This is a genomic window from Actinacidiphila acididurans (assembly GCF_016918855.1).
GTDB lineage: Bacteria > Actinomycetota > Actinomycetes > Streptomycetales > Streptomycetaceae > Actinacidiphila > Actinacidiphila acididurans.
In genome coordinates this window covers 100284-119573 of record NZ_JADKYB010000008.1, presented here as the reverse complement: position 1 = coordinate 119573, position 19290 = coordinate 100284, and the positions used below count along the sequence as shown (strand labels likewise).

The window sequence follows — 19290 nt, the reverse complement described above, 5'->3', positions numbered from 1 at the left end:
TCGCGGTATGAGCAACGCAGACCGTCACGCGCTGATCGCGCAGACCGTCAGGGAGTCGGGCACCGCCACGGTCCAGGACCTCGCCGAACTGACCGGCACCTCGGAGATGACCATCCGGCGTGACCTGGACGCGCTGGCCGCGCAGGGTGTCCTCGAACGTGTCCGCGGCGGAGCCCGCACCCTGTTGCTCAGAGGCGAGGAGCCCCCCTTCGCGCTGCGCGCCCAGGACGCCGTCGAAGCCAAGGCCCGAATCGCCGCGGAGGTGGCCTCGCTCATCGCCGACGGGGAGGCCGTCCTGCTGGACAGCGGAACCACCTGCCTGGAGGTCGCCCGCCTGCTGCACCACCGGCCGGTGACCGTCATGGCCCTGTCCCTGCAGGCCATTCACGCCCTCAGCGCGACTCCCGGATCCGCCACCCTGATGGTCCCCGGCGGCCGCCCCCGCGCCGCCGAAGGCGCACTGACCGGCCCCCTCACCCTCGCCTCACTGGCCGCCGTACGATTCGACACCGCGGTCATCGGCTGCTGCGGCCTGAGCGCGGCCGAGGGCCTGACCGCCTACGACCTCGACGACGCCGCGGTGAAAAAGGCAGCCATCACCTCCGCCCGCCGCGTCATCCTCGCCACCGACGGCAGCAAGCTGGGCCGCACCGCCTACGCATACGTCGGCCCCGCCGCCCTCCTCCACACCGTGATCACCGACACCGCCGCCCCCGCCGACGAACTGGCCGCCCTGGAGAACGCGGGCACCGTCGTCACAACCGTCTGAAGACGACGCCCGCGTCGGGGGATGCGAGACGTCGGGGGTTCCCGAATCGGGAATGACTGCACGGGAGATGATGGCGCCCATGACGATTCGGGCGGAGCGCCTTCAGCCGATCGAGGACGTCACCGTCATCCCGTCCCCGTCGTGGGCGGCGGCGACGCTGCTCCACACAGAGGAGGGTCGAGACGCCCTGCTGGTCCTGCGTGTCATGCCACCGGATGGAGGGCCGCTCAAGTCGGCGATCGTGACCGCGGTTTCCTGCCGTCAGTCAGTCTTCGGCTACCCCGACGACGAGGCATGGAGCGGCGATCCACGCGGTGACGCCGATCACCCCGGCTACGGCTTCTACGAGGTCCTCGATTCCACCTGGCCTGACCGACTGGCCACGTACAACCGCCGCAACTTCCCCGGGCGCCCGCTGGAATGGGGCCGCCACTTCCTGGTCACCTGCCACGACGCCTCAGCGCAGTTCCTGGCCCAGAAGCTGACGGTCGAGATCCGCGAGGACAGCTTCGAGGCGACGCTCGGTGAGGCCGTACGCCGACTGTGGCAAGAGTGACGGGAGACACCACCGCCCGCGGTTCTCGACCTTGTCGCCGGTCACTGCATGTTCTGCGTATGCGGGTGGTCGTAGGACGCTGTGCAGACGTACAGCTGAAGGCTGTAGCCACGGCCGATGTTGAGCTGCGTGGCACCGGCCGGGTCGAGGAAGTGCTGACCGGTGGAGTCGGCATCCTCGATCGGCCGCCAGCTCCCGCTGCCGCCGTCCCATTCGCTGCCGTCGATGGTGAGCAGCGGGCGGGTGTCCGAGCCGCACTCGGCGCAGAGTACGGGGAACGGGTCGGAGAAGCTCCATGGAGCGTGGCCGCCGACCTTGCATCCCGGGGCCACGCCGAGGTCGTACTGGTAATGGACGTCGTGCCGGCCTTCCCACGCTGCGATCCGCCGCGCCAGTTCCTCGGGCAGCTCGTGCGGGGCCGGGTACTCGGTGACCTGCTCGGGGTGCAGCACGCACGGTTCGGGCACGTAGTCGTCGTTGCCGATCACCGACGGCTGCGGGGCGGCGCCGAGCGGATCGGTGATGTCGGCGACGGTCCGCCAGCGCAGTTCCGTGCGGGGCAGGTAATCCTCGTCGTGGTCGAACGCGCACCAGAGAACCTGTAGCAGATCAGCGCCGTCCGGCCGCGGCAGGCCGGGCACGTCCGCCGCATAGAGCTGGGCAACCGGCACCATCGGGGCCGGGCCGTCCAGCGGTATCCGCGAGCTCTCGCCGAGGCGGTCCAGTACCGCGTGCTCCTCCGGGCTCAGCAGGTCGGCGCCGTCACCCCTGGACCGCCCCCACGCCTCGGTGAGAATCCGTCGCCGCAGCCGTACGTCTTCCGGCGCAAAGCCCAGGTACCAGGGACCACCGTGCTCCGGACAGACGGGCCACGGTTCACGCGCCGGCCACAGCAGCGGCCCGCCGATCGAACTGTCAGCCGTCGTAGGTTCGCCGACGCGGGGGTGCAGCCGTACAGCGGTGCGTGCCAATGGCGCGAGCTCGGGAAAGTGCGCGGCGACGGCTACCGGGCGCGGCGGAGTGGTGCGAGCCATGCCCGACAGGCTAAGCCCCGGGTGTCACCTCACCGTCCAGGGCCGGTCGCAGGTGTTCCCCTCGCAGCACCTTCACCCCGTCGAGTCACCCTGTCCGCCCCGCTGCCCCGCCCCGTACGCCCTGCAGAAGTTCGTCCGCTGGGCCAGCAACGGCGGCGTCAGGGATGACCCGACCGGTCCACGTCGGCGCCGCCGCAGGGCGTGGGCGCTGGGACGGTCACCGGCGCGCCGTCACGGAGTGTCTCGATACTGCTCGTTGTGGGACCGACCGTCGAAAGAACAGGGGCACTCGACCGCCATCTGACTTAGTCTGATGATCATACGATCCTGATGATGCCTGTGGGGGGCTTGTGGCGATCGAGTTGCCGGGGCCGGTGGTGTCGTTCCTGAGCGTCATCGGGATCAGCTGGCCGAACGTCAACGAGGACAAGGTGCGGGAGTTCGCCTCGCACATCCGGGAGTTCGCCTCGGCAGTGGACACCACCCACCAGCAGGCCACGGCCACCGTCAAGGACTTGGGGGCGCACTACAAGGGGGCCTCCTACGAGGCGCTGCTGGCCGCGTGGGGTGAGAAGTCCACCACGCACATGACCGAGCTGGTGTCGCTGTGCCACGGGGTGGCCACCGCCCTGGACGTGGCCGCGGGCGTGATCGTGACGATGAAGGGCCAGTGCATCGCCGAACTCATCGGCCTGGCAACCGCGTTCGTGGCGGAGCAGGCCGCGGCGGTGGAGACGCTGGGGTTGTCGGAGGCGGCGGCAGCGGCGACGGTGAAGCTGGCCGAGAAGGCCGTGCAGGTCCTGGAGGACCAGCTCACCCAGTACATCATCGCCGAGGTCATCGAAGCGGCCCTGGACCCCCTGGTCGAAGCCGTCGGCAAGGCCGCCGGCGGGCTGATGTTCAAGGCCACCGAGGACGCCCTCGGCGTGGACACCGACGGGTGGGACGGCGGGCCCGGTTTCGAGATCCACCCGTCCATGCTGACCTTCCACGCCACCACGATGCACGCCACGCCGAGACCGTCACCGGCCACGCCACAACCCTGCAGACCAAGCTGGCCGGGGTGAACTTCCAGTGACCAACCGCATCGTCGCAGCCCTGGAACACGCCGCCACCAGGCTCGGCAAGACCCTGGGCGAGGACGCCGGCAAGGCGGTCGGGGACCTCTACCACTCCACCGGCCACAACCTGACCGGCATAGCCGAGGACACCACCGCAGCCGACCTCAAGCACGAAACAGCCCTGCGCGGCCTCATGCACGACAGCAAACAGCCCCCCGTCCACGCACCCCACGACGTCAGCGACACCGGACACCTCCCACACGGGAACGGCGACGAACCGCCGCTGGGCGGCGAACACGCCCCCGGCCAGCCGTCGGAGGGCAATGGCGGCTGCACCACCGGCGGTGACCCCGTCGACGTCGTCTCCGGCCAGATGATCACCTCCGCCACCGACATCGACCTGCCCGGCCTGCTGCCCGTAATGCTGCGCCGCGCCTACGCCTCCGGCTACACCGGCGGACGCTGGTTCGGCCCCGGCTGGGCCTCAACCCTCGACCAACGCATCCAGATCGATCCCGACGGCATCCACTACGCCGGCGAAGACGCCGAAATCCAGCACTACCCCCTGCCTACTTCCGAGCGCTCGCAGGTGCTGCCCAAGCGTGGGGTACAGCGCCCGCTGACCTGGGACCGGGACAGCGACACCATCCGGATCGAGGACAGTGCCACCGGCTGGACCCGGCACTTCGCCCCACCGCCGCGCCCCGGTGCCCGTACCCGAACGATCACCACGCTGACCGACCGCAACGGCCACCGCATCGACTACACCCAGGGCCCCGACGGCCTGCCCGCCGAGATCTGTCATTCCGGCGGCTACCGAATAGCCGTCGACACTGTGCTGACTCCAGCCGGCCCCCGTATCACCGGCCTCCGGCTGCTGCACGATGACGCCGGCAGCGCGGTGGAAACTCCGGTCGTCCAGTACACCTACGACGGCCGCGGTCGTCTCTCCGGCATCACCGACTCCACCGGCCTGCCTTTGATCTACCACTGGGACGACCAGGACCGGATCATCTCCTGGACCGACCGCAACAACCACTGGTACGCCTACGAATACGGCCCCGACGGCCGCGTCACCCGAGGCCACGGCCCACGAGGTGCCCTCGAAACCCACTTCGAGTACGACCTCGCAGGCCGTGTCACCACTATGACCAGCGGACTGGGTGAGCCGACCGAGTTCCACTACGACCAGCACCGTCATCTGGTCCAGACCGTGGATCCGCTCGGCGGGACCATAGGCACCGAATACGATCGGTTCGGCCGGCTGCTGTCCCGCACCGATGAGCTTGGCCGCACGACTCGTGTGCAATACGACGCGGCGGCCCGGCCTGTGGCAGTCATCCGTCCCGATGGAAGAGAAGTGACCGCCGCCTACAACGGCCTCGGTCTGCCCAGCACAATCATCGATGCCGACGGTTCGGTGTGGCAGCAGGAGTTCGACTCCGCGGGCAACCGCACCGTACTCGTCGAGCCCAACGGCGCCACCAGCCATTACGCCTACGACGTCCTCGGCCACCTGACAGCTGTCACCGATGCGCTGGGGCGCACCACCACCGTCCGCTGTGACCCCTCCGGCCTGCCCGTCGAGAGCACCGATCCGCTGGGGGCCACAACCCGCTACCGTCGTGACGCCTTTGGCCGCATCATCGCGATCACCAACCCGCTCGGCGCCACCACCCGCCTGGACTTGACCACCGAGGGCAAAGTCACCCGAGCCGTACACCCCGACGGTTCGCAGGAGTCCTGGAGCTACGACGCGGAAGGCAACTGCACTGCCCACGTCGACCCCATCGGCGGCACCACTCGATACGAATACACCCACTTCAACCTGCCGACCGCAAAGACCGACCCTGACGGGACCCGCTACGAGTTCACTCACGACGCCGCTTTGCGCTTGACCCAGGTCACCAACCCGCTGGGGGCGACCTGGACCTATCGCTACGATCCCGCGGGACGCCTGGTCCACGAGACCGACTTCGACGGCCGGACCCTGGCCTACTCCCACGACGCGGCAGGCCGGCTCGCCGCTCGCACCAACGCTCTTGGCCAGACCGTCAGCTACGAGCACGATCTCCTCGGCAACATCGCCGCCAAGACCGCCGACGGCCGTACCACCAGGTACGAGCGCGATCCCCTGGGCCGCCTCCTCCAGGCCGCCGACCCCGAGGCCACCCTCGCCTGGCAGCGCGACCCGGCCGGCAGGGTCACATCCGAGACCTGTAACGGCCGAACTCTCACCTACGCCTACGACGTACTGGGCCGCCGCACCCGCCGCACCACCCCGTCCGGGGTGGTCAGCGTCTGGGAATACGACGCAACGGACCACCCTGTCTCGCTGACGACTGCCGGGCGAACCCTGAGCTTCGAACACGACCTGGTGGGCCGGCAAACCGCTCGTGGCCTCGGCGCCGCCCTCACCCTGGCCCAGGCGTGGGACGAACTCGGCCGCCTGACAACTCAGTCGCTGAACGGCGGCCGATCCGGCACCGTCCTGACCCGCGCATACACCTACCGTGCCGATGGCCGACCGACCGGCCTCGATGACAGCCTGAGCGGACACCGGGCGTTCGAACGCGATGCGATGGGCCGTGTCACCGCGGTACGCGCCTCGGACTGGAGCGAGGCGTACGCGTACGACGAGGCAGGCAACCAGACCGCGGCGCACTGGCCCGAGGACCACCCCGGCCAGGACGCCACAGGGCCTCGTGCCTACACCGGCACCCGTATCCACCGCGCCGGTTCCCTCCGCTACGAACACGACGGCCAAGGCCGCATCATCCTGCGGCAGAAGACCCGCCTGTCCCGCAAGCCCGACACCTGGCGCTACACCTGGGACACCGAGGACCGCCTCACCTCAGTCACCACCCCCGACGGGACCGTATGGCGCTACCTGTACGACCCCCTCGGCCGACGCATAGCCAAGCAGCGCCTCGCCGACGACGGCACCATCGCCGAGGAGACGGCCTTCTGCTGGGACGACGCGCTCCTGGCCGAACAGACCACCACCTCACCGCAAACCCCCAACTCGGTCACCCTCACCTGGGACCACGACGGCCTGCACCCGGTCACCCAGACCGAACGCATGACCGACAGCACCACCCAGCAGGAGATCGACCAGCGCTTCTTCGCCATCGTCACCGACCTGGTCGGCGCTCCCACTCACCTGGTCGACGAGTCCGGCGGCATCGCCTGGCACTCCCGCACCACCCTGTGGGGCAGCACCACCTGGCCGGCCGCCAGCACGGCGTTCACGCCTCTGCGATTCCCCGGCCAGTACTTCGACCAGGAATCGGGCCTCCACTACAACGTCCACCGCTACTACGACCCCGAAACAGCCCGATACGCCACTACCGACCCCCTCGGCCTCGTCCCTGCCCCCAACCCGACGACCTACGTCGACGACCCCCACACCTCGACCGACCCACTCGGTCTGACCGAGTCGTGCCACATCGTCTACCGCAATCTGCGGCCCGACGAAGACCCCCGTGTGGGACTTGTCGCGAAGAATCCCGACGCGACGTATACCCCTGCCGGGCATGTGCTCCACGGCAGCAGACCCAACTGGAGGTCCCAGTACATCTCCACGACGCGGAGCCGGGAAGTGGCGCTGGGGCCGCAGTGGACCTCAGGTAGAGTAGTCGCGATCGACCTCAGTAAAATCCACGACCACAACATATTCGACTTGTCGACCGACGCAGGGCGGGCGCAGCACGGCATTCGTGGATTCACAGCGATCAACCGCACCAAGTCCTCCATGGAAGTACTCATAACAGGACACATACCGCCCGAGGCGATCACTTGGGTCGAGGGAGGTCCCTGATGACGGACGAAGCATCATCGGCACTGGCCAACGCATGGCAGGAGTTCGACACTCCACTGCGCATGCGTAAAGGGTTCGACGAGAACGCCTATCTCACTCTGAAAACCGCACTCCAAGCGTGCGCGGAATCCTGGGTTTCCCTGGACGCAATTCCCCGCCTCGGAGCCAACATTCTCGTTGACATCTTCCCCGCCACAGAAGGAAATGTCGGTCTTTATACGGGAGAGGCCGCGGACAGAGTGATGGAGGCAGCTTACGAACTCCAGGAACTCGTCGGAGAGTGCGTCGGGCTGGACACGGACCTGCCTACCTGATGTTGAACTTCGCTTTTTCGGCGATTCCGAAAGGTGGGTCTGTCACGATCGAGGCGGCCGAGGAAGGCGTCGCGGAAGGACCTCCCTGGTGGCCCTGCCCTGCGTGTTCAGCGTGGCCTCGCCCGCACTCGCGGTTCTTTTCATCGGCGTCGGGCTGATGCTCCCGGCTGTGGCGTACCCGATCGGCCAGGCTTGGCGGCGACGCTGGGAGACTCGCGAACTGCTCCGCCACGACGCACCGGTGAGCACCGCCACCTTCAGGTACTCGGTGGAGCCCCTCACCCTCGGAGACACGGAGATCCCGGCGGGGGTCCCCGTTCAGGTAGCCATAAAAATGCGGTCCGCCCTTGCCCGCAGCGCTTGGTCAGTGGAGTGATCGCCGCCTACCGACGCGAGCAGGTCGTGATGTCATGGACGTAGGGTGACCGCCGATGCCGGGCCCGGGGCGTCGAGCAGGGTGGCCAGCAGCCGGAGTCGTTCGTCGTCGGGGCTTCCCGGTTCGGCGGTGTAGGTGATGAGTACGGGGCCGGGGGGGCCGGGGATCGGGTAGGCGTCCCAGTCGAGGTTCAGCTCGCCGACCATCGGGTGGTTGATACGCATCCGGCCGCGGGTGGGTTCTTCGACGTCGTGGCGCGCCCACAGTGTGGGGAACTCGTCGCTGCGGACGGCGAGTTGGCCGACGAGTTCGACGCCGCGCGGGTGGCCGGGGTCGGCGGCGGTCTGGGTCCGCAGCATCCCGGTCAGCTCGGCGACGGTGGCCGCCCGGTCCGGGCAGGCCTGGTCGGCTTCGGGGTGCAGAAGCAGCATGAGCAGGTTCCGTTCGGCCGGGGGGAGCCGGGTGAACTCGCGCAACAGGACGCCTGCCAGCGGGTTCCATGCCAGGACGTCCAGGAAACGGCCGACGACCAGCGTGGGCGTGGTCATGGTGTGCAGCAGCCGCAGCGTGGTGGGCGGAACCTCCTCGGGCGGGCGGTGGCGCGGGCCACGGGCGGGCGTACGCGCGGCGGCGGCGAGGCTGTGCAGGTGCCGGGACTCCTCGGCGGAGAAGTTGAGGGCGCGAGCCAGGGCGTCCAGGACCTGTTCGGAGGGCCGGACGTCGCGGCCCTGCTCCATGCGCTGGTAGTAGTCCGCGCTCACCCCGGCCAGCAGGGCCAGTTCCTCCCGCCGCAATCCGGCCACACGCCGCCTCGGGCCGGGTTCCAGGCCGACGTCCTGCGGCAGCAACCGGGTTCGGCGGGTGCGCAGGAACTCGGCCAGTTCACGTCGCGGATCGTCGCTCAAGGCGAGCAGATCGTCGGTCACGGCGTCAGTATGCCCCGGCGGCGGCCGGCGAGGGTGGGTCTGCCGGACCCAGGAAAAGCGCAACGACCGAGACGGAGCGCGCAGGGTCCAGCATCGGAGCCACCACAGCCGGCCACGGAAGGACGAGGAACATGAAGGCCGTTCAGGTCATGAGCTACGGCGCCGCGGACGTCCTGCGGGTCAACGAGGTCGCCCGTCCCGCTCCCGGCCCGGGCGAGGTGCTGGTGTCGGTCGAGGCGTCCAGCGTCAACGGACACGATGTGATCGTCCGCGCGGGAGGGCTGAAGATGGTCTCGGGACGCCGCTTCCCGATCGGCGTGGGGCTGGACTTCGCCGGCGTCGTCGCCGCGACCGGCGCCGATGTCGAGGGTTACCGGGCCGGGGACCGGGTGTGGGGCACGGTGCACCCCCGGCAGCGGCACACCACCGGCGGCGCCGCCGAATACGTCGTGGTGCCCGCGGACCGCATCGCGCCCGCACCGGCGGGCATCTCCCCGGTCGAAGCGGCCTCCCTGGTCGTCGCGGGCACCACCGCGCTGACCGCGCTGCGCGACAGCACGCACCTCGCCGCCGCGGAACGGATCCTGGTCCGGGGCGCGGCCGGCGGTGTCGGCACGGCCGCGGTCCAACTGGCCCACGCGATGGGCGCCCACGTCACCGCCCTGGCCCGCGACCGCCACGCCCCCCTCCTCACCGGCCTCGGCGCCGACGAGGTCCTCGACTACGGCTCCACCACCTCGGACGCGATCGGCCCCTTCGACGTCATCCTGGACACCGTCGGCTCGGAACTGAACTGCTACCGGAGCCGCCTGACCAAGTCCGGCCGCATGGCCACCGTCGCACTGTCCGCCCCCGCCCTGGCCGCAATCGCCGCCTCCAGCGTCCACGGCTCCCGCCGCATCCGCACCTTCAGCGCCAACCCCGACACCCCCGTACTCCGCGACCTGGCCGACCACGTCACCTCCGGCGCCCTACGCCCTGTGGTCGACGGCGTGTATCCGCTCACGGACACCGCCGCCGCACACCAGGCCTTCGAACGGGGCGGCACGGCAGGCAAGCACGTCATCCAGGTGGCGGCGTAACCCCTCGCCGCCGTGGCCATCCACGCGCAGTCCGGGCATCGGGCATCCCGCAAACTCCCGGCTCAGCGCGTACGCCCCCGCGGCTTCAAGGGAGTTGCCGGAAGGGTGGGAGCGGCCAGCCGGGGGCCGTCGTAGCCGTGGACCTCGCCGAAGGACGTGCCCTGCGTCCACTCGTCACGGGCTGCTACGATCTCGTCACCTGACCGTGCGACGAAGTTCCACCACATGACAAGCTTCTCGGCGAAGGGTTCGCCGCCGAGGAGGAGGACGGTGGAGGGGGTGTCGGCGGTGAGGGGGAGGGTGCGGCGGCCGGAGCCGAGGTAGAGCATGGAGCCGGGGGAAAGGCGGACGCCGTCCGCTTCGGCTTCGCCGGACATGGCGAGGATGGCGTACTCGAAGTCGGGGTCGACCGGGAGGTGGGCCGAGGTGCCGGCGGCCAGGGTCAGGTCGGCGCCCATCAGGGGGCTGAAGGTGGTGCCGGGCGAGACCGCGCCGTCGAGTTCGCCCAGGATGACGGTGGCGTGCAGGCCGCCCCCGCCCGTGACCTCGGGCAGGTCGGCGTGGTGCTCGAAAGAGGGTGCCGTGCGGCGGTGGGCGTCGGGCAGGGCCACCCACAACTGCGCCCCGTGCAGGAAACGAGCGTGGTCCCGCGGCGACTCCTCCGAGTGCGCGATCGCCCGGCCCGCCGTCATCAGGCCCAGCTCGCGGGGACGTACGGTCTGCTTGCTGCCCAGGCTGTCGCGGTGCAGCACCTCGCCCTCGTGCAGCCAGCTCACCGTCTGGAGGCCGATGTGCGGGTGCGGCGGCACCTGCATGCCCGGCTCGTCCGCGATGTCGTCCGGGCCGTAATGGTCGACAAAGCACCACGCTCCGACCATGCGCCGGCCGAGGTTCGGCAGCAGCCGCCGGACCACCGTGCTCTCCCCCAGCGGCACCTGCCGCGGGCTGAGCAGTTCGCGGACCGGGGTGGCGGAGACGTCCTCGCGCCCACCGCACTCGGTGGCCGCCGGCTTCACATCGAGATTGCTCATGCCCCGATCATGCCCCCACCAGGGCCGTCAGGGCACCACCGCCCCTCACCCGCCCGGGCGACAACAAAATCACTCCGGCACCGGATCCACCAGCTTCTCCGGTATGTCCGCCAGGCACCCCCGCAGCCGCTCCCCCAGCGCCTTCGCCTGCGGGTCGGCCCGGGTGGACGCCGCCACCCCCTCCCCCAGCAGCCCGTGCACCACGAAGTTGACGGCCCGCAGATTCGGCAGCTCGTAGCGGCTCACCGGAAGCCGCGCGGTCTCCGGCAGCAGCGCCCGCAGCCGCGCCACGTCCAGGTAGCCGCGCAGCCACGCGTAGACCTCCTCGTCCTTCACCCACACGCCCACATTGGCGTCCCCGCCCTTGTCCCCGGACCTGGCGCCGACCAGCAGGCCCAGCGGCAGCCGTACGGTGCGCTCCGCCGGGTCGTACGCCGCCGGGCGCGCGGCGGGAACCGGTCCGGCAGCCGACGGCGGTACGGCGGGCGGGAGTACGGCGTCGGCGCGCGGCGAACGGGAGACCGTACCGGGGACGGCCGGGACCGGCGGCACCGGCAGCCGGGTGCCGTCGGCCAGCAGGACTTCGGCCGACACCTCCTCGGCCGGGATCAGCGCGGGCCAGTGCACGCCGTATTCGGTGGCCTTGGGCGAGGCGTTCTCCAGGTACAGCCCGGGATAGCCGGCCAGCGCGGTGCCGGCGACCGCCGTGAAGAAGCCGCGCCCGGCGGTGTCCGGGGCGGGCGACTTCACGGTGACGGTGAGCCGGTCGGCCTCGCCGCCGTGCTCGCGCCGCAGGTCGTACGCGGTGAACCGGCCCGGCCCGCCGGTGGCGTCGCGCAGCGCGGCCTCCGCGTAGTCGGCCTTGGCGTCCAGGTCGAGGCCGGTGAGCACGAAGGTCGCCGAATTGCGCCAGCCGCCGCGGTGGTTGAGGCAGACCTTGAGCGTGGCGGGCGCGGGCTCGCCGGTGACCGGCCCGACCGCGACCCGGTCGGGGCCCTGCTGGGCCAGCCGTACGGTGTCCAGCCGGGGCACCGCGTCCGGGCTGAGGTAGGCCGGATGCCCGGTCTCGTACAGCAGTTGGGCGGTGACGGTGCCGACCGTGACCGCGCCGCCGCTGCCCGGGTGCTTGGTGATGACGCTGGAGCCGTCCCGGTGGATCTCGGCGATGGGGAAGCCGGGGTGGACGGGGTCGGGGATCTCGGTGAAGAAGGAGTAGTTGCCGCCGGTGGCCTGGGTGCCGCACTCGATGATGTGGCCCGCGGTGACCGCGCCGGCCAGCGCGTCCCAGTCGTCCGGCGCCCAGCCGAACGCCCAGGCGGCCGGGCCGACCACCAGCGAGGCGTCGGTCACCCGCCCGCAGACCACGATGTCGGCGCCGGCCCGCAGCGCGGTCGTGATGCCCCAGCCGCCGATGTAGGCGTTGGCGGTCACCGGGGTCACACCCGAGCCGGCCAGCGGTACTCCGGTGTCGAGGTGGGCGAAGTCGTGGCCGCGGGCCTGGAGTTCGGGCAGCCGCGGCAGCAGGTCGTCACCGGTGACGTACGCGATGGACGGGCGCAGGCCGGCGCGCGCGGCCAGGTCGCCGAGCTTCGCGGCCAGGCCGGCCGGGTTGAGGCCGCCGGCGTTGGTCACGATCTTGATGCCGCGTTCCAGGCAGGTGGCCAGGACGTCGGTCATCTGGGCGAGGAAGGAGACCGCGTAGCCGCCGTCGGGGTCGCGCTGCCGGGCCTTCCACAGCAGCAGCATGGTGAGTTCGGCCAGGTAGTCGCCGGTGAGGACGTCGATGGGGCCGCCCTCGACCATCTCCCGGGCGGCCGACAGCCGGTCCCCGTAGTAGCCGGAGCAGTTGGCGATACGCAGCGGGGTCTGGCGTGCGGTCACCGTACTCTCCCGTCACATTGCTCTCCAGGGTCACCGGGCGGGACGATCATCGTGCCGGTACCGGCCCCGCGCAAGACCCCTCGGACCGTTCACGGCGGCGGACGGTCGGGCCGACGGGCGGGCGGATGGTTGAATCGCCGGATGAGCGGCATGAACGGCATGAACGGCACCAGCGGCGCGTACGGCAACGGCGATTCGGGCAGCGGAGGCGACGGCGAGGACGCCGCCCCGCTGTCGGCGGACGAGATCATCGACATCGTCGACGAGCACGACAACGTCGTCGGCACCTCCCCGCGCGGCCTGGCGTACGAGCGCGGGCTGCGGCACCGTTGCTCGTTCATCCTGGCCAGGGACGCGGAGGACCGGATCTTCGTGCACCGCCGCACCGCCCGCAAGTTGATCTTCCCGTCCCTGTACGACATGTTCGTCGGCGGGGTGCTGGGCGCGGGCGAGAGCTACGACGAGGCCGCGCTGCGGGAGGCCGAGGAGGAGCTGGGCGTCACCGGACTCCCGCGCCCCGAGCCGCTGTTCCGGTTCCTGTACGAGGACGGTCCGCGGTCCTGGTGGTCGGCGGTGTACCAGGTGCGCTGCGAGCTTCCGGTACGGCCCCAGCGGGAAGAGGTCGCCTGGTACGACTTCCTGACCGAGGACGAACTGGCCGCGCGTCTGGCCGAGTGGGAATGGGTGCCGGACGGGCTGGCGGCGTACCGCCGGCTGCTGCGGTGGCGCGAGGACCACTGACCAGCGGGCCGAGGCCAGGCGATGACCTGCCGCCGTCGCACGGTGGCGGACGACGGAACCGCCTGGGGCCGGGCTGCGTCCCAGGGGAGGACCACGCGGCCGCGGTACCGGCCAGCGAGCCCGTTTCCGTACCGCTGCTGATGCCCGCCCCGGCCCTGGGCCGGGGTGACGGGGAGGAGAAACGTGACCCGGATGGTCCTCGCCGACGCCGCCCACCCTCAGCCGGGCGGCGGCTACGATCCCGTGACGGTCGTCGTGGTGCTGCTCGTGCTGGCCGTGGCCGTGCTGGTGCTGCTGCTGGCGGCGGTGTCCCGGCGCAGGTGAAGCGGCGGGCCGGTACGGTTGCCCGCCCGCGTACGGCTGCCGGTACGTGACGCCGTACGGGTGACGTCGCGCGCCCGCCGGCCTGCGCGGCGGCGCAGGGGGAAACCGCCGAGTGGTGCCGGGCGGGCCTGGTTAGGGTGGTCGCGTGAGCGAGAGCGACCGGATACGCGAGGTCGGGGAGTCGGTGCGGCTGTGGTTCGCCCCGGCGCGGATCCAGCAGGAGGGCACCACCCCCGACTACCGGTTCTCGCTCGCCAATGAGCGGACCTTCCTGGCCTGGATCCGTACGGCGCTGGCGCTGATCGGCGGCGGGTTCGCGGTCGACCAGTTCCTGACCAACCACCTGACGCACTGGGTACGGGTGGTGCTCGCGGTGTGCCTGCTGGCCGGCGGCGTCGCCTGCACGCTGCGGGCGGTCAACCACTGGGTGCGCTGCGAGCGGGCCATGCGCCAGGGCGAGAACCTGCCCGTCTCCCGCTTCCCCGCGGTGATGGCGGTGGTGATAGCGCTGATCGCGGTGGCGATGGTGGCGGTCGTACTGTTCGGCTGGGCGGGATGAGCGCGGGGGGCCGGGGGCCGGACGGTACGGACGAGTCGGGGGGTACGGGCGACGGCTCCCGGGCGGGCGGATCACATGGGCGGATCCGTGGCCCCGGGCCCGGCGGTGGGTCCTGGCACGGCGGCGGCCCCGGCCCGGATCCGCGGTCGGGACAGGCGGGCGGTACGGGTCCCGACTCGGGCTCCGCTTCCGCGCCGGGCGTGACCGCCACCGAGACCGAGCGCGATCCCGGCCTGCAACCTGAGCGCACCCGGCTCGCCTGGCGCCGTACCACCCTGTCGTGCGCGGTCGCCGCGGTGCTGGCCATCCGCCAGGTGCTGCACGCGGGCGGCGGCGCGTCCTCGGCGATCGCGGTGGCACTCGCCGCGCTGGTGTTCCTGGCCTTCCTGCGACTGGCGCACCTGCGCATGGTGCGCCTGGGCGCGGCCCGGCCCGCCGCGATGCCGGCCGGGGTGGCCCTGGCGGCGGCGGGCTGCACCATCGCACTCGCCGTTTTCGGGGCGGCTGTCCTGCGCTGAGGGGTGAGGGCTGAGGCCCGGTGGCTGGGCTGCTGACCGCTGACGGGCGGCGTCCGTGCGGGCGGGGCCCGCGTGGGGACTCGTCCGGCAGGCGAAGTCCGCCGGTGAGCGGATTCCCAGGTGACCCCGGGCACTGGTTCGTAACCGGGCCCGCCCGGCGCTCGGGCGTGGCGGACCCGCGCAGGGGGCGGCCCGGTGACCGGGGTCAGCGGGGCCAACAGGGCCAGCCGCGCCAGCGGGGCCAGCAGGGTCAGCGGGGGCAGCGCGTGAGCGAATCCCGCCCGTCAGCGCGGTCCGCGGCTGGCCCTGAGCGCCGGCCCCATGACCGACCTGCCCGAGGTGCGTGCGGGGTGCGGCCCGGCGAGCGGGACCGACCGACGGCCGGGGTCGGCCCCTCCCCCGGCCCTCGGCCCGGCCTCAGTCCCTGGCCGCCCGCGCGGTCTCCCGTGCCTCCAGCCGGTCCTCGGCCACCTTGCGGGCCACCTCCGTCTGCTGCGTGTGGTGCGCGGCCAGCCGGATGTGCCGGAGGCCGAACCAGGAGACGGCGGCGATCAGGGCGAAGGCCACGCCGGCGATGACGAAGGCGAGGGTGTACTGCGACTGGGCGGGCAGCGCCGGGACGCCCGGCGGCAGGTGCGGGACCGTGCGGGAGGCGAGCACCGTGGTGACCACGGCGCTGCCGATGGCGCTGCCGGTGGACCGGGAGATGGAGTTGATGCCGTTGGCGATGCCGGTCTCGCTCGGCGGGACACTGCCGACGACGACCGCGGGCATGGCCGCGTATCCCAGGGCGATCGCGGCGCCCACCAGGGCGGCTCCGCCGATCACGGACCCGGCGTGGTGGTGGTCGGCGACCATCCAGCCGAAGCCGATGGCGCCGGTCAGCGCCGCGTAGACCAGGACCGGACGCGGGCCCTGGCTGCGGACCAGCCGGCCGCCGATGGGCGCGGCGAGCAGCGAGACCAGGGTGCCCGGGAAGAGGTATTCCACCGAGGCGCGCAGCACGCTCGCGCCGAAGCCGTAGCCGATCAGCTCCGGCGGCATCTGGGCCAGGTAGGAGACGCCGATCAGCATCACGAAGGCGCCGAAGCCGACCAGCAGACCGGCGAGGTTGACGAACAGCACCGGGCGGTGCAGGAAGGTCCGCATGTCGACCAGCGGCTCGGCGACCCGGCGTTCGACCAGCGCCCAGGCGGCGGCGATGACCGCGAAGCCGGCGAAGCAGCCGATCGTACGGGTGGAGGACCAGCCCCATTCGTGGCCCTGGGTGATGGGCAGCAGGAGCAGCACCAGGGCCGCGGCCAGGGTGAGGGTGCCGAGTACGTCGGTGCGGCCGCCGCTCTTGTGGCGGCTGGCGGGCACCAGGGCGACCACGGCGATCAGCACGACCACGGCCATGGCGGTGGCCAGCCAGAACGCGCTGCGGTAGTCGGGGTCGTGGCCGGAGGTGAGCAGGCCGGTGGCGACCAGGGCGATGCCGCTGCCGAAGGCGAAGGCTCCGCTGGCCACGGCCATGGCACCGGGCAGCCGGGCGGGCTCGATCTCCTCGCGCAGGATGGACAGCGCCAGCGGGAAGATCGCGGTGGCGGCGCCCTGGAGCACGCGGCCCACGATCAGCCAGAGCAGGGTGTGCGTGGTGGCGGCCAGCAAGGTGCCGGCGATGAGCACCACCAGCACCCCGACCAGGGTGGACTTCTTGCCGTGCTGGTCGCCGTAGCGGCCGAGCACCGGCGTGAAGACGGCGGCCGACAGCAGGGTCGCGGTGGTCACCCAGCTGGCCCCGGCCGTGGTGGTGTGCAGGCTGGTCTGGATCAGGCCGAGGATCGGCACCACCAGGGTCTGCATCATCGACACGACCATCGCGGCCAGGCTGAGCGCGACCAGCGTGCCCGCCCGGCTCCTGGGGCCCGTCCGCTCGGCCCGATCCCCCGAGCCCGCCGGGCCCGACCGTCCCGGTACTCCCGCTCGGCGGCCCTTTCCGCTGCCGCTCCCGCTGCTTGCGCTGCTCATCCCGGCATGTCCCTTCACGACGCGACCGCCCCTCAGTCCTTGAGGTCCCTCGGGTCCTTCAGGTCCTGGATACTTGAGGTTCCCAAGTAATTCGACCGGAACGACGGTAGACCTCAATAGTTAAGGACGTCAAGCGAATGATTGAGGCATGAAGCTTCTGGGGGTACCCTCCTGACCATGGCCGCCACGTCGTCGCACACGCCCGCCAAGACCGAGCTGCTGGAGTCCCTCGCGGTCCTCGCGACCGCCCAGTGGCGGGACTTCGCCGCCGCCGCGGCCCGTCAGGGGCTCACCTCGATGCAGGCCCGGCTGCTCGGCCAGCTGATCCGGCCGCTGCCGATGCGGGAGCTGGCCACCCTGCTGGCCTGTGACGCGTCCAACATCACCGGCATCGTGGACCGGCTGGAGGCGCAGGGCCTGGCCCGCCGCGAGCCGGACCCCCGCGACCGCCGGATCAAGCGGGTGATCGCCACGCCGGAGGGTGAGGAGACCATCCGCCGGGTCCGCGCCGACATGGGCGTGATGCACCGCGCGCTGGACGCCCTCGACACGGACGAGCAGGCCGTGCTGCACCGGCTGGTCGAACGCATGCGGCCGGCGCTGGACGCGTAGGCCCGCCCCCTCTCCCTTCCTCCTGCGCACCCGACCTGCCGGTACGGTTCCGCCTGGTTCCGCCTGGTCCTGCGTACCGGCAGGTTGAGCACATATCGGGGCCCGTCGGCACGGCCCGGACATAGAGTGCGAGCGCGCCCCCGGCGGGGCGCGAACGGCAACGAGCACTTCCGGACTGCTGACCCCCCACCAGGAAGGCCCATGCCCATGCGATTGCGCTCCGCCCTGGCGGCCACCCGGCTCGCCGCCACGATGACGGCCGCCGCCGCGGCCGCCGTGCTCGTCCCTTCCGCGGCCACTGCCGCTCCCGCTTCCGCGAACGACGCCTGGATTCCCTGTCCGGTCGGCCTGACCAGCAACAAGGTCTGGGCGCCCGGCAGCAACATCGGCTCGGGTGAGCGCTGGTGCGTGGGGCAGTACCAGCTCACCATGCAGCACGACGGCAACCTGGTGATCTACGACGTGGCCGGCCACCCGCTGTGGAACTCGCAGACCGAGGGCCACTCGGGCGCCTACGCGACGATGCAGAACGACGGCAACTTCGTCGTCTACCAGGGCAGTCAGTGGTTGTGGAACTCGCAGACCGGCGGCAACACCGGCGCGTACTACTACCTGTGCTTCCAGACCGACGGCAATCTCGTGGTCTACGCGCCGGTGCCGAACACCACGCCCTGCCACGGCGCCCCCCGGTGGTGGAGCGGCACCTGACCGGCTCCTCCGGCCGGGCGGACGCTGCCCGGGGTTGAGCCACGGACGGGCCGGCGCGGTACGGCGCCGGCCCGTCGCCGTTTCCGAGCGGGTCCGCAACGAATCAGGGGCCGGTCCGCAAACGGCTCAGGGTGCGTCGGGCGCCAGGATGTCGAGTTCGCGCAGAGCGCCGACGCAGATCTCGCGCATCAGGTCCTCGGCGGCGCGGGCGTCGCGGGCGCGTACGGCCTCGGCGACGCGGACGTGCAGGGTGACCGCCTCCGGGTCGGGGGCGGTGAACATCAGATGGTGCTCGGTGCGGCCCGTCAGCACCTCGGCGACCACATCACCGAGACGGGCGAACATCTCGTTGCCGGAGGCGTCCAGGACCACCCGGTGGAAGGCGATGTCGTGGACCAGGTACGCGGACAGGTCCGCGGCCCGGCCGGCGGCGGCCATCTCGGCGGCCAGCACGGTCAGTTCACGGCACTGCTCGGGGCCGGCGGCGACGGCCGCGAGCCCCGCGGCGACCGGCTCGACGGCGGTGCGCAGGGTGGTGAGCGAGCGGAGCTGACGGGAGCGGTCGGCGCCGGCCAGTCGCCAGCGGATGACGGCCGGGTCGAAGACGTTCCACTCCTCGGTACGGCGCACGGTGACGCCGACCCGCCGACGCGATTCGACCAGGTGCATGGCCTCCAGCACCCGTACCGCCTCGCGGACGACCGTGCGCGAGACGCCGTAGCGGCTCTCCAGTTCGTCGATGCGCAGCACCGTGCCCGGCGGGTGCTCGCCCGAGGCGATGGCCGGGCCGAGTTCGGCCAGCACCCGTGAGTGCAGGCCGCCGGCGCCGTCCTCGCCGACCGGTACCCGTCTCTCCCCTGCCCGCCGCTCACGCGGGGCCTCCTGCTGCCGCATACGGCAAGCCTAGATCCCGGCCGCCCGGCACTGTCGTATGACTTTTACGTCACAGCCTCTTGAATAAGTAGTAC

The 19290-nt window shown here is 71.5% G+C and carries 18 protein-coding genes; 12 read left to right on the top strand and 6 right to left on the bottom strand.

The window, feature by feature from the left end; all coding sequences use genetic code 11:
* Positions 1 to 7: 7 nt before the first annotated feature.
* Together ITX44_RS16610 and ITX44_RS16605 are read left to right on the top strand one after the other, a co-directional pair.
* Positions 8 to 769 (top strand): DeoR/GlpR family DNA-binding transcription regulator, encoded by a 762-nt coding sequence (locus ITX44_RS16610; protein WP_372440933.1) that lies wholly within the window; start codon positions 8 to 10, stop codon positions 767 to 769.
* A gap of 79 nt (positions 770 to 848) precedes the next feature.
* The gene (locus ITX44_RS16605) at positions 849 to 1325 is read left to right on the top strand and encodes a hypothetical protein (RefSeq protein ID WP_205358011.1); all 477 of its coding nucleotides are present in this window, start codon (positions 849 to 851) and stop codon (positions 1323 to 1325) included.
* Between the two features lie 41 nt (positions 1326 to 1366).
* On the opposite strand, the gene ITX44_RS16600 is transcribed toward ITX44_RS16605, so the two are convergent.
* A complete protein-coding gene (locus ITX44_RS16600) occupies positions 1367 to 2359 on the bottom strand; it encodes a hypothetical protein (RefSeq protein WP_205358010.1) in 993 nt (330 codons plus the stop codon).
* 350 nt (positions 2360 to 2709) lie between these two features.
* On the opposite strand from ITX44_RS16600, the gene ITX44_RS16595 reads away from it, so the two are divergent.
* The 3 genes from ITX44_RS16595 to ITX44_RS16585 are packed head-to-tail and all read left to right on the top strand — an operon-like array spanning position 2710 to position 7554.
* The gene (locus tag ITX44_RS16595) at positions 2710 to 3426 is read left to right on the top strand and encodes a WXG100 family type VII secretion target (protein WP_307795304.1); all 717 of its coding nucleotides are present in this window, start codon (positions 2710 to 2712) and stop codon (positions 3424 to 3426) included.
* 7 nt (positions 3427 to 3433) lie between these two features.
* Positions 3434 to 7240: a DUF6531 domain-containing protein gene (locus ITX44_RS16590; RefSeq protein ID WP_205358009.1), complete on the top strand. Its 3807-nt coding sequence runs from the start codon at positions 3434 to 3436 to the stop codon at positions 7238 to 7240.
* Complete coding sequence (locus ITX44_RS16585) at positions 7240 to 7554, top strand: hypothetical protein (RefSeq protein WP_236060775.1); 315 nt, start codon at positions 7240 to 7242, stop codon at positions 7552 to 7554. The genes ITX44_RS16590 and ITX44_RS16585 overlap by 1 nt, the downstream gene beginning before the upstream one ends.
* A 408-nt stretch (positions 7555 to 7962) precedes the next feature.
* On the opposite strand, the gene ITX44_RS16580 is transcribed toward ITX44_RS16585, so the two are convergent.
* On the bottom strand, positions 7963 to 8856 hold the full coding sequence (locus tag ITX44_RS16580) for a helix-turn-helix transcriptional regulator (protein ID WP_205358008.1): 894 nt from the start codon (positions 8854 to 8856) through the stop codon (positions 7963 to 7965).
* Between the two features lie 131 nt (positions 8857 to 8987).
* On the opposite strand from ITX44_RS16580, the gene ITX44_RS16575 reads away from it, so the two are divergent.
* On the top strand, positions 8988 to 9938 hold the full coding sequence (locus tag ITX44_RS16575; protein WP_205358007.1) for an NAD(P)-dependent alcohol dehydrogenase: 951 nt from the start codon (positions 8988 to 8990) through the stop codon (positions 9936 to 9938).
* A gap of 62 nt (positions 9939 to 10000) precedes the next feature.
* On the opposite strand, the gene ITX44_RS16570 is transcribed toward ITX44_RS16575, so the two are convergent.
* Both ITX44_RS16570 and ITX44_RS16565 read right to left on the bottom strand, forming a co-directional pair.
* Positions 10001 to 10969 carry a pirin family protein gene (locus tag ITX44_RS16570; RefSeq protein ID WP_205358006.1) on the bottom strand — a complete coding sequence of 323 codons (969 nt, stop codon included), beginning with the start codon at positions 10967 to 10969 and terminating at the stop codon, positions 10001 to 10003.
* Between the two features lie 69 nt (positions 10970 to 11038).
* Positions 11039 to 12850, bottom strand: coding sequence for an acyclic terpene utilization AtuA family protein (locus tag ITX44_RS16565; protein ID WP_205358005.1), 1812 nt, complete (start codon positions 12848 to 12850; stop codon positions 11039 to 11041).
* A gap of 141 nt (positions 12851 to 12991) precedes the next feature.
* On the opposite strand from ITX44_RS16565, the gene ITX44_RS16560 reads away from it, so the two are divergent.
* From ITX44_RS16560 to ITX44_RS41025, 4 genes are all read left to right on the top strand, one after another.
* A complete protein-coding gene (locus ITX44_RS16560) occupies positions 12992 to 13591 on the top strand; it encodes an NUDIX hydrolase (RefSeq protein WP_236060773.1) in 600 nt (199 codons plus the stop codon).
* A 183-nt stretch (positions 13592 to 13774) separates the two neighbouring features.
* On the top strand, positions 13775 to 13915 hold the full coding sequence (locus ITX44_RS16555; protein WP_205358004.1) for a hypothetical protein: 141 nt from the start codon (positions 13775 to 13777) through the stop codon (positions 13913 to 13915).
* Positions 13916 to 14078: 163 nt separating this feature from the next.
* Positions 14079 to 14474, top strand: coding sequence for a YidH family protein (locus tag ITX44_RS16550; protein WP_205358226.1), 396 nt, complete (start codon positions 14079 to 14081; stop codon positions 14472 to 14474).
* Between the two features lie 200 nt (positions 14475 to 14674).
* Entirely contained in the window at positions 14675 to 14992 is a 318-nt protein-coding gene (locus tag ITX44_RS41025) for a DUF202 domain-containing protein (RefSeq protein ID WP_307795303.1), read from the top strand.
* Positions 14993 to 15409: 417 nt separating this feature from the next.
* Here ITX44_RS41025 and ITX44_RS16540 read toward each other — a convergent pair whose 3' ends face one another.
* A complete protein-coding gene (locus ITX44_RS16540) occupies positions 15410 to 17002 on the bottom strand; it encodes an MFS transporter (RefSeq protein WP_205358002.1) in 1593 nt (530 codons plus the stop codon).
* A 177-nt stretch (positions 17003 to 17179) separates the two neighbouring features.
* On the opposite strand from ITX44_RS16540, the gene ITX44_RS16535 reads away from it, so the two are divergent.
* On the top strand, positions 17180 to 17614 hold the full coding sequence (locus tag ITX44_RS16535) for a MarR family winged helix-turn-helix transcriptional regulator (RefSeq protein ID WP_205358001.1): 435 nt from the start codon (positions 17180 to 17182) through the stop codon (positions 17612 to 17614).
* 201 nt (positions 17615 to 17815) lie between these two features.
* On the top strand, positions 17816 to 18322 hold the full coding sequence (locus tag ITX44_RS16530; RefSeq protein WP_205358000.1) for a hypothetical protein: 507 nt from the start codon (positions 17816 to 17818) through the stop codon (positions 18320 to 18322).
* A 126-nt stretch (positions 18323 to 18448) separates the two neighbouring features.
* Here the strand turns inward: ITX44_RS16530 and ITX44_RS16525 are convergent, their stop codons facing one another.
* A complete protein-coding gene (locus ITX44_RS16525; RefSeq protein WP_205357999.1) occupies positions 18449 to 19216 on the bottom strand; it encodes a FadR/GntR family transcriptional regulator in 768 nt (255 codons plus the stop codon).
* Positions 19217 to 19290 lie beyond the last annotated feature (74 nt).

Excerpts from the sequence above, each read along its gene's own strand:
- ITX44_RS16575 (WP_205358007.1), top strand. The coding sequence starts at position 8,988 with ATGAAGGCCGTTCAGGTCATGAGCTACGGCGCCGCGGACGTCCTGCGG.
- ITX44_RS16540 (WP_205358002.1), bottom strand. The coding sequence starts at position 17,002 with ATGAGCAGCGCAAGCAGCGGGAGCGGCAGCGGAAAGGGCCGCCGAGCG.
- ITX44_RS16535 (WP_205358001.1), top strand. The coding sequence starts at position 17,180 with ATGGCCGCCACGTCGTCGCACACGCCCGCCAAGACCGAGCTGCTGGAG.
- ITX44_RS16585 (WP_236060775.1), top strand. The coding sequence starts at position 7,240 with ATGACGGACGAAGCATCATCGGCACTGGCCAACGCATGGCAGGAGTTC.
- ITX44_RS16530 (WP_205358000.1), top strand. The coding sequence starts at position 17,816 with ATGCCCATGCGATTGCGCTCCGCCCTGGCGGCCACCCGGCTCGCCGCC.
- ITX44_RS16570 (WP_205358006.1), bottom strand. The coding sequence starts at position 10,969 with ATGAGCAATCTCGATGTGAAGCCGGCGGCCACCGAGTGCGGTGGGCGC.
- ITX44_RS16600 (WP_205358010.1), bottom strand. The coding sequence starts at position 2,359 with ATGGCTCGCACCACTCCGCCGCGCCCGGTAGCCGTCGCCGCGCACTTT.
- ITX44_RS16560 (WP_236060773.1), top strand. The coding sequence starts at position 12,992 with ATGAGCGGCATGAACGGCATGAACGGCACCAGCGGCGCGTACGGCAAC.
- ITX44_RS16525 (WP_205357999.1), bottom strand. The coding sequence starts at position 19,216 with ATGCGGCAGCAGGAGGCCCCGCGTGAGCGGCGGGCAGGGGAGAGACGG.
- ITX44_RS16610 (WP_372440933.1), top strand. The coding sequence starts at position 8 with ATGAGCAACGCAGACCGTCACGCGCTGATCGCGCAGACCGTCAGGGAG.
- ITX44_RS16605 (WP_205358011.1), top strand. The coding sequence starts at position 849 with ATGACGATTCGGGCGGAGCGCCTTCAGCCGATCGAGGACGTCACCGTC.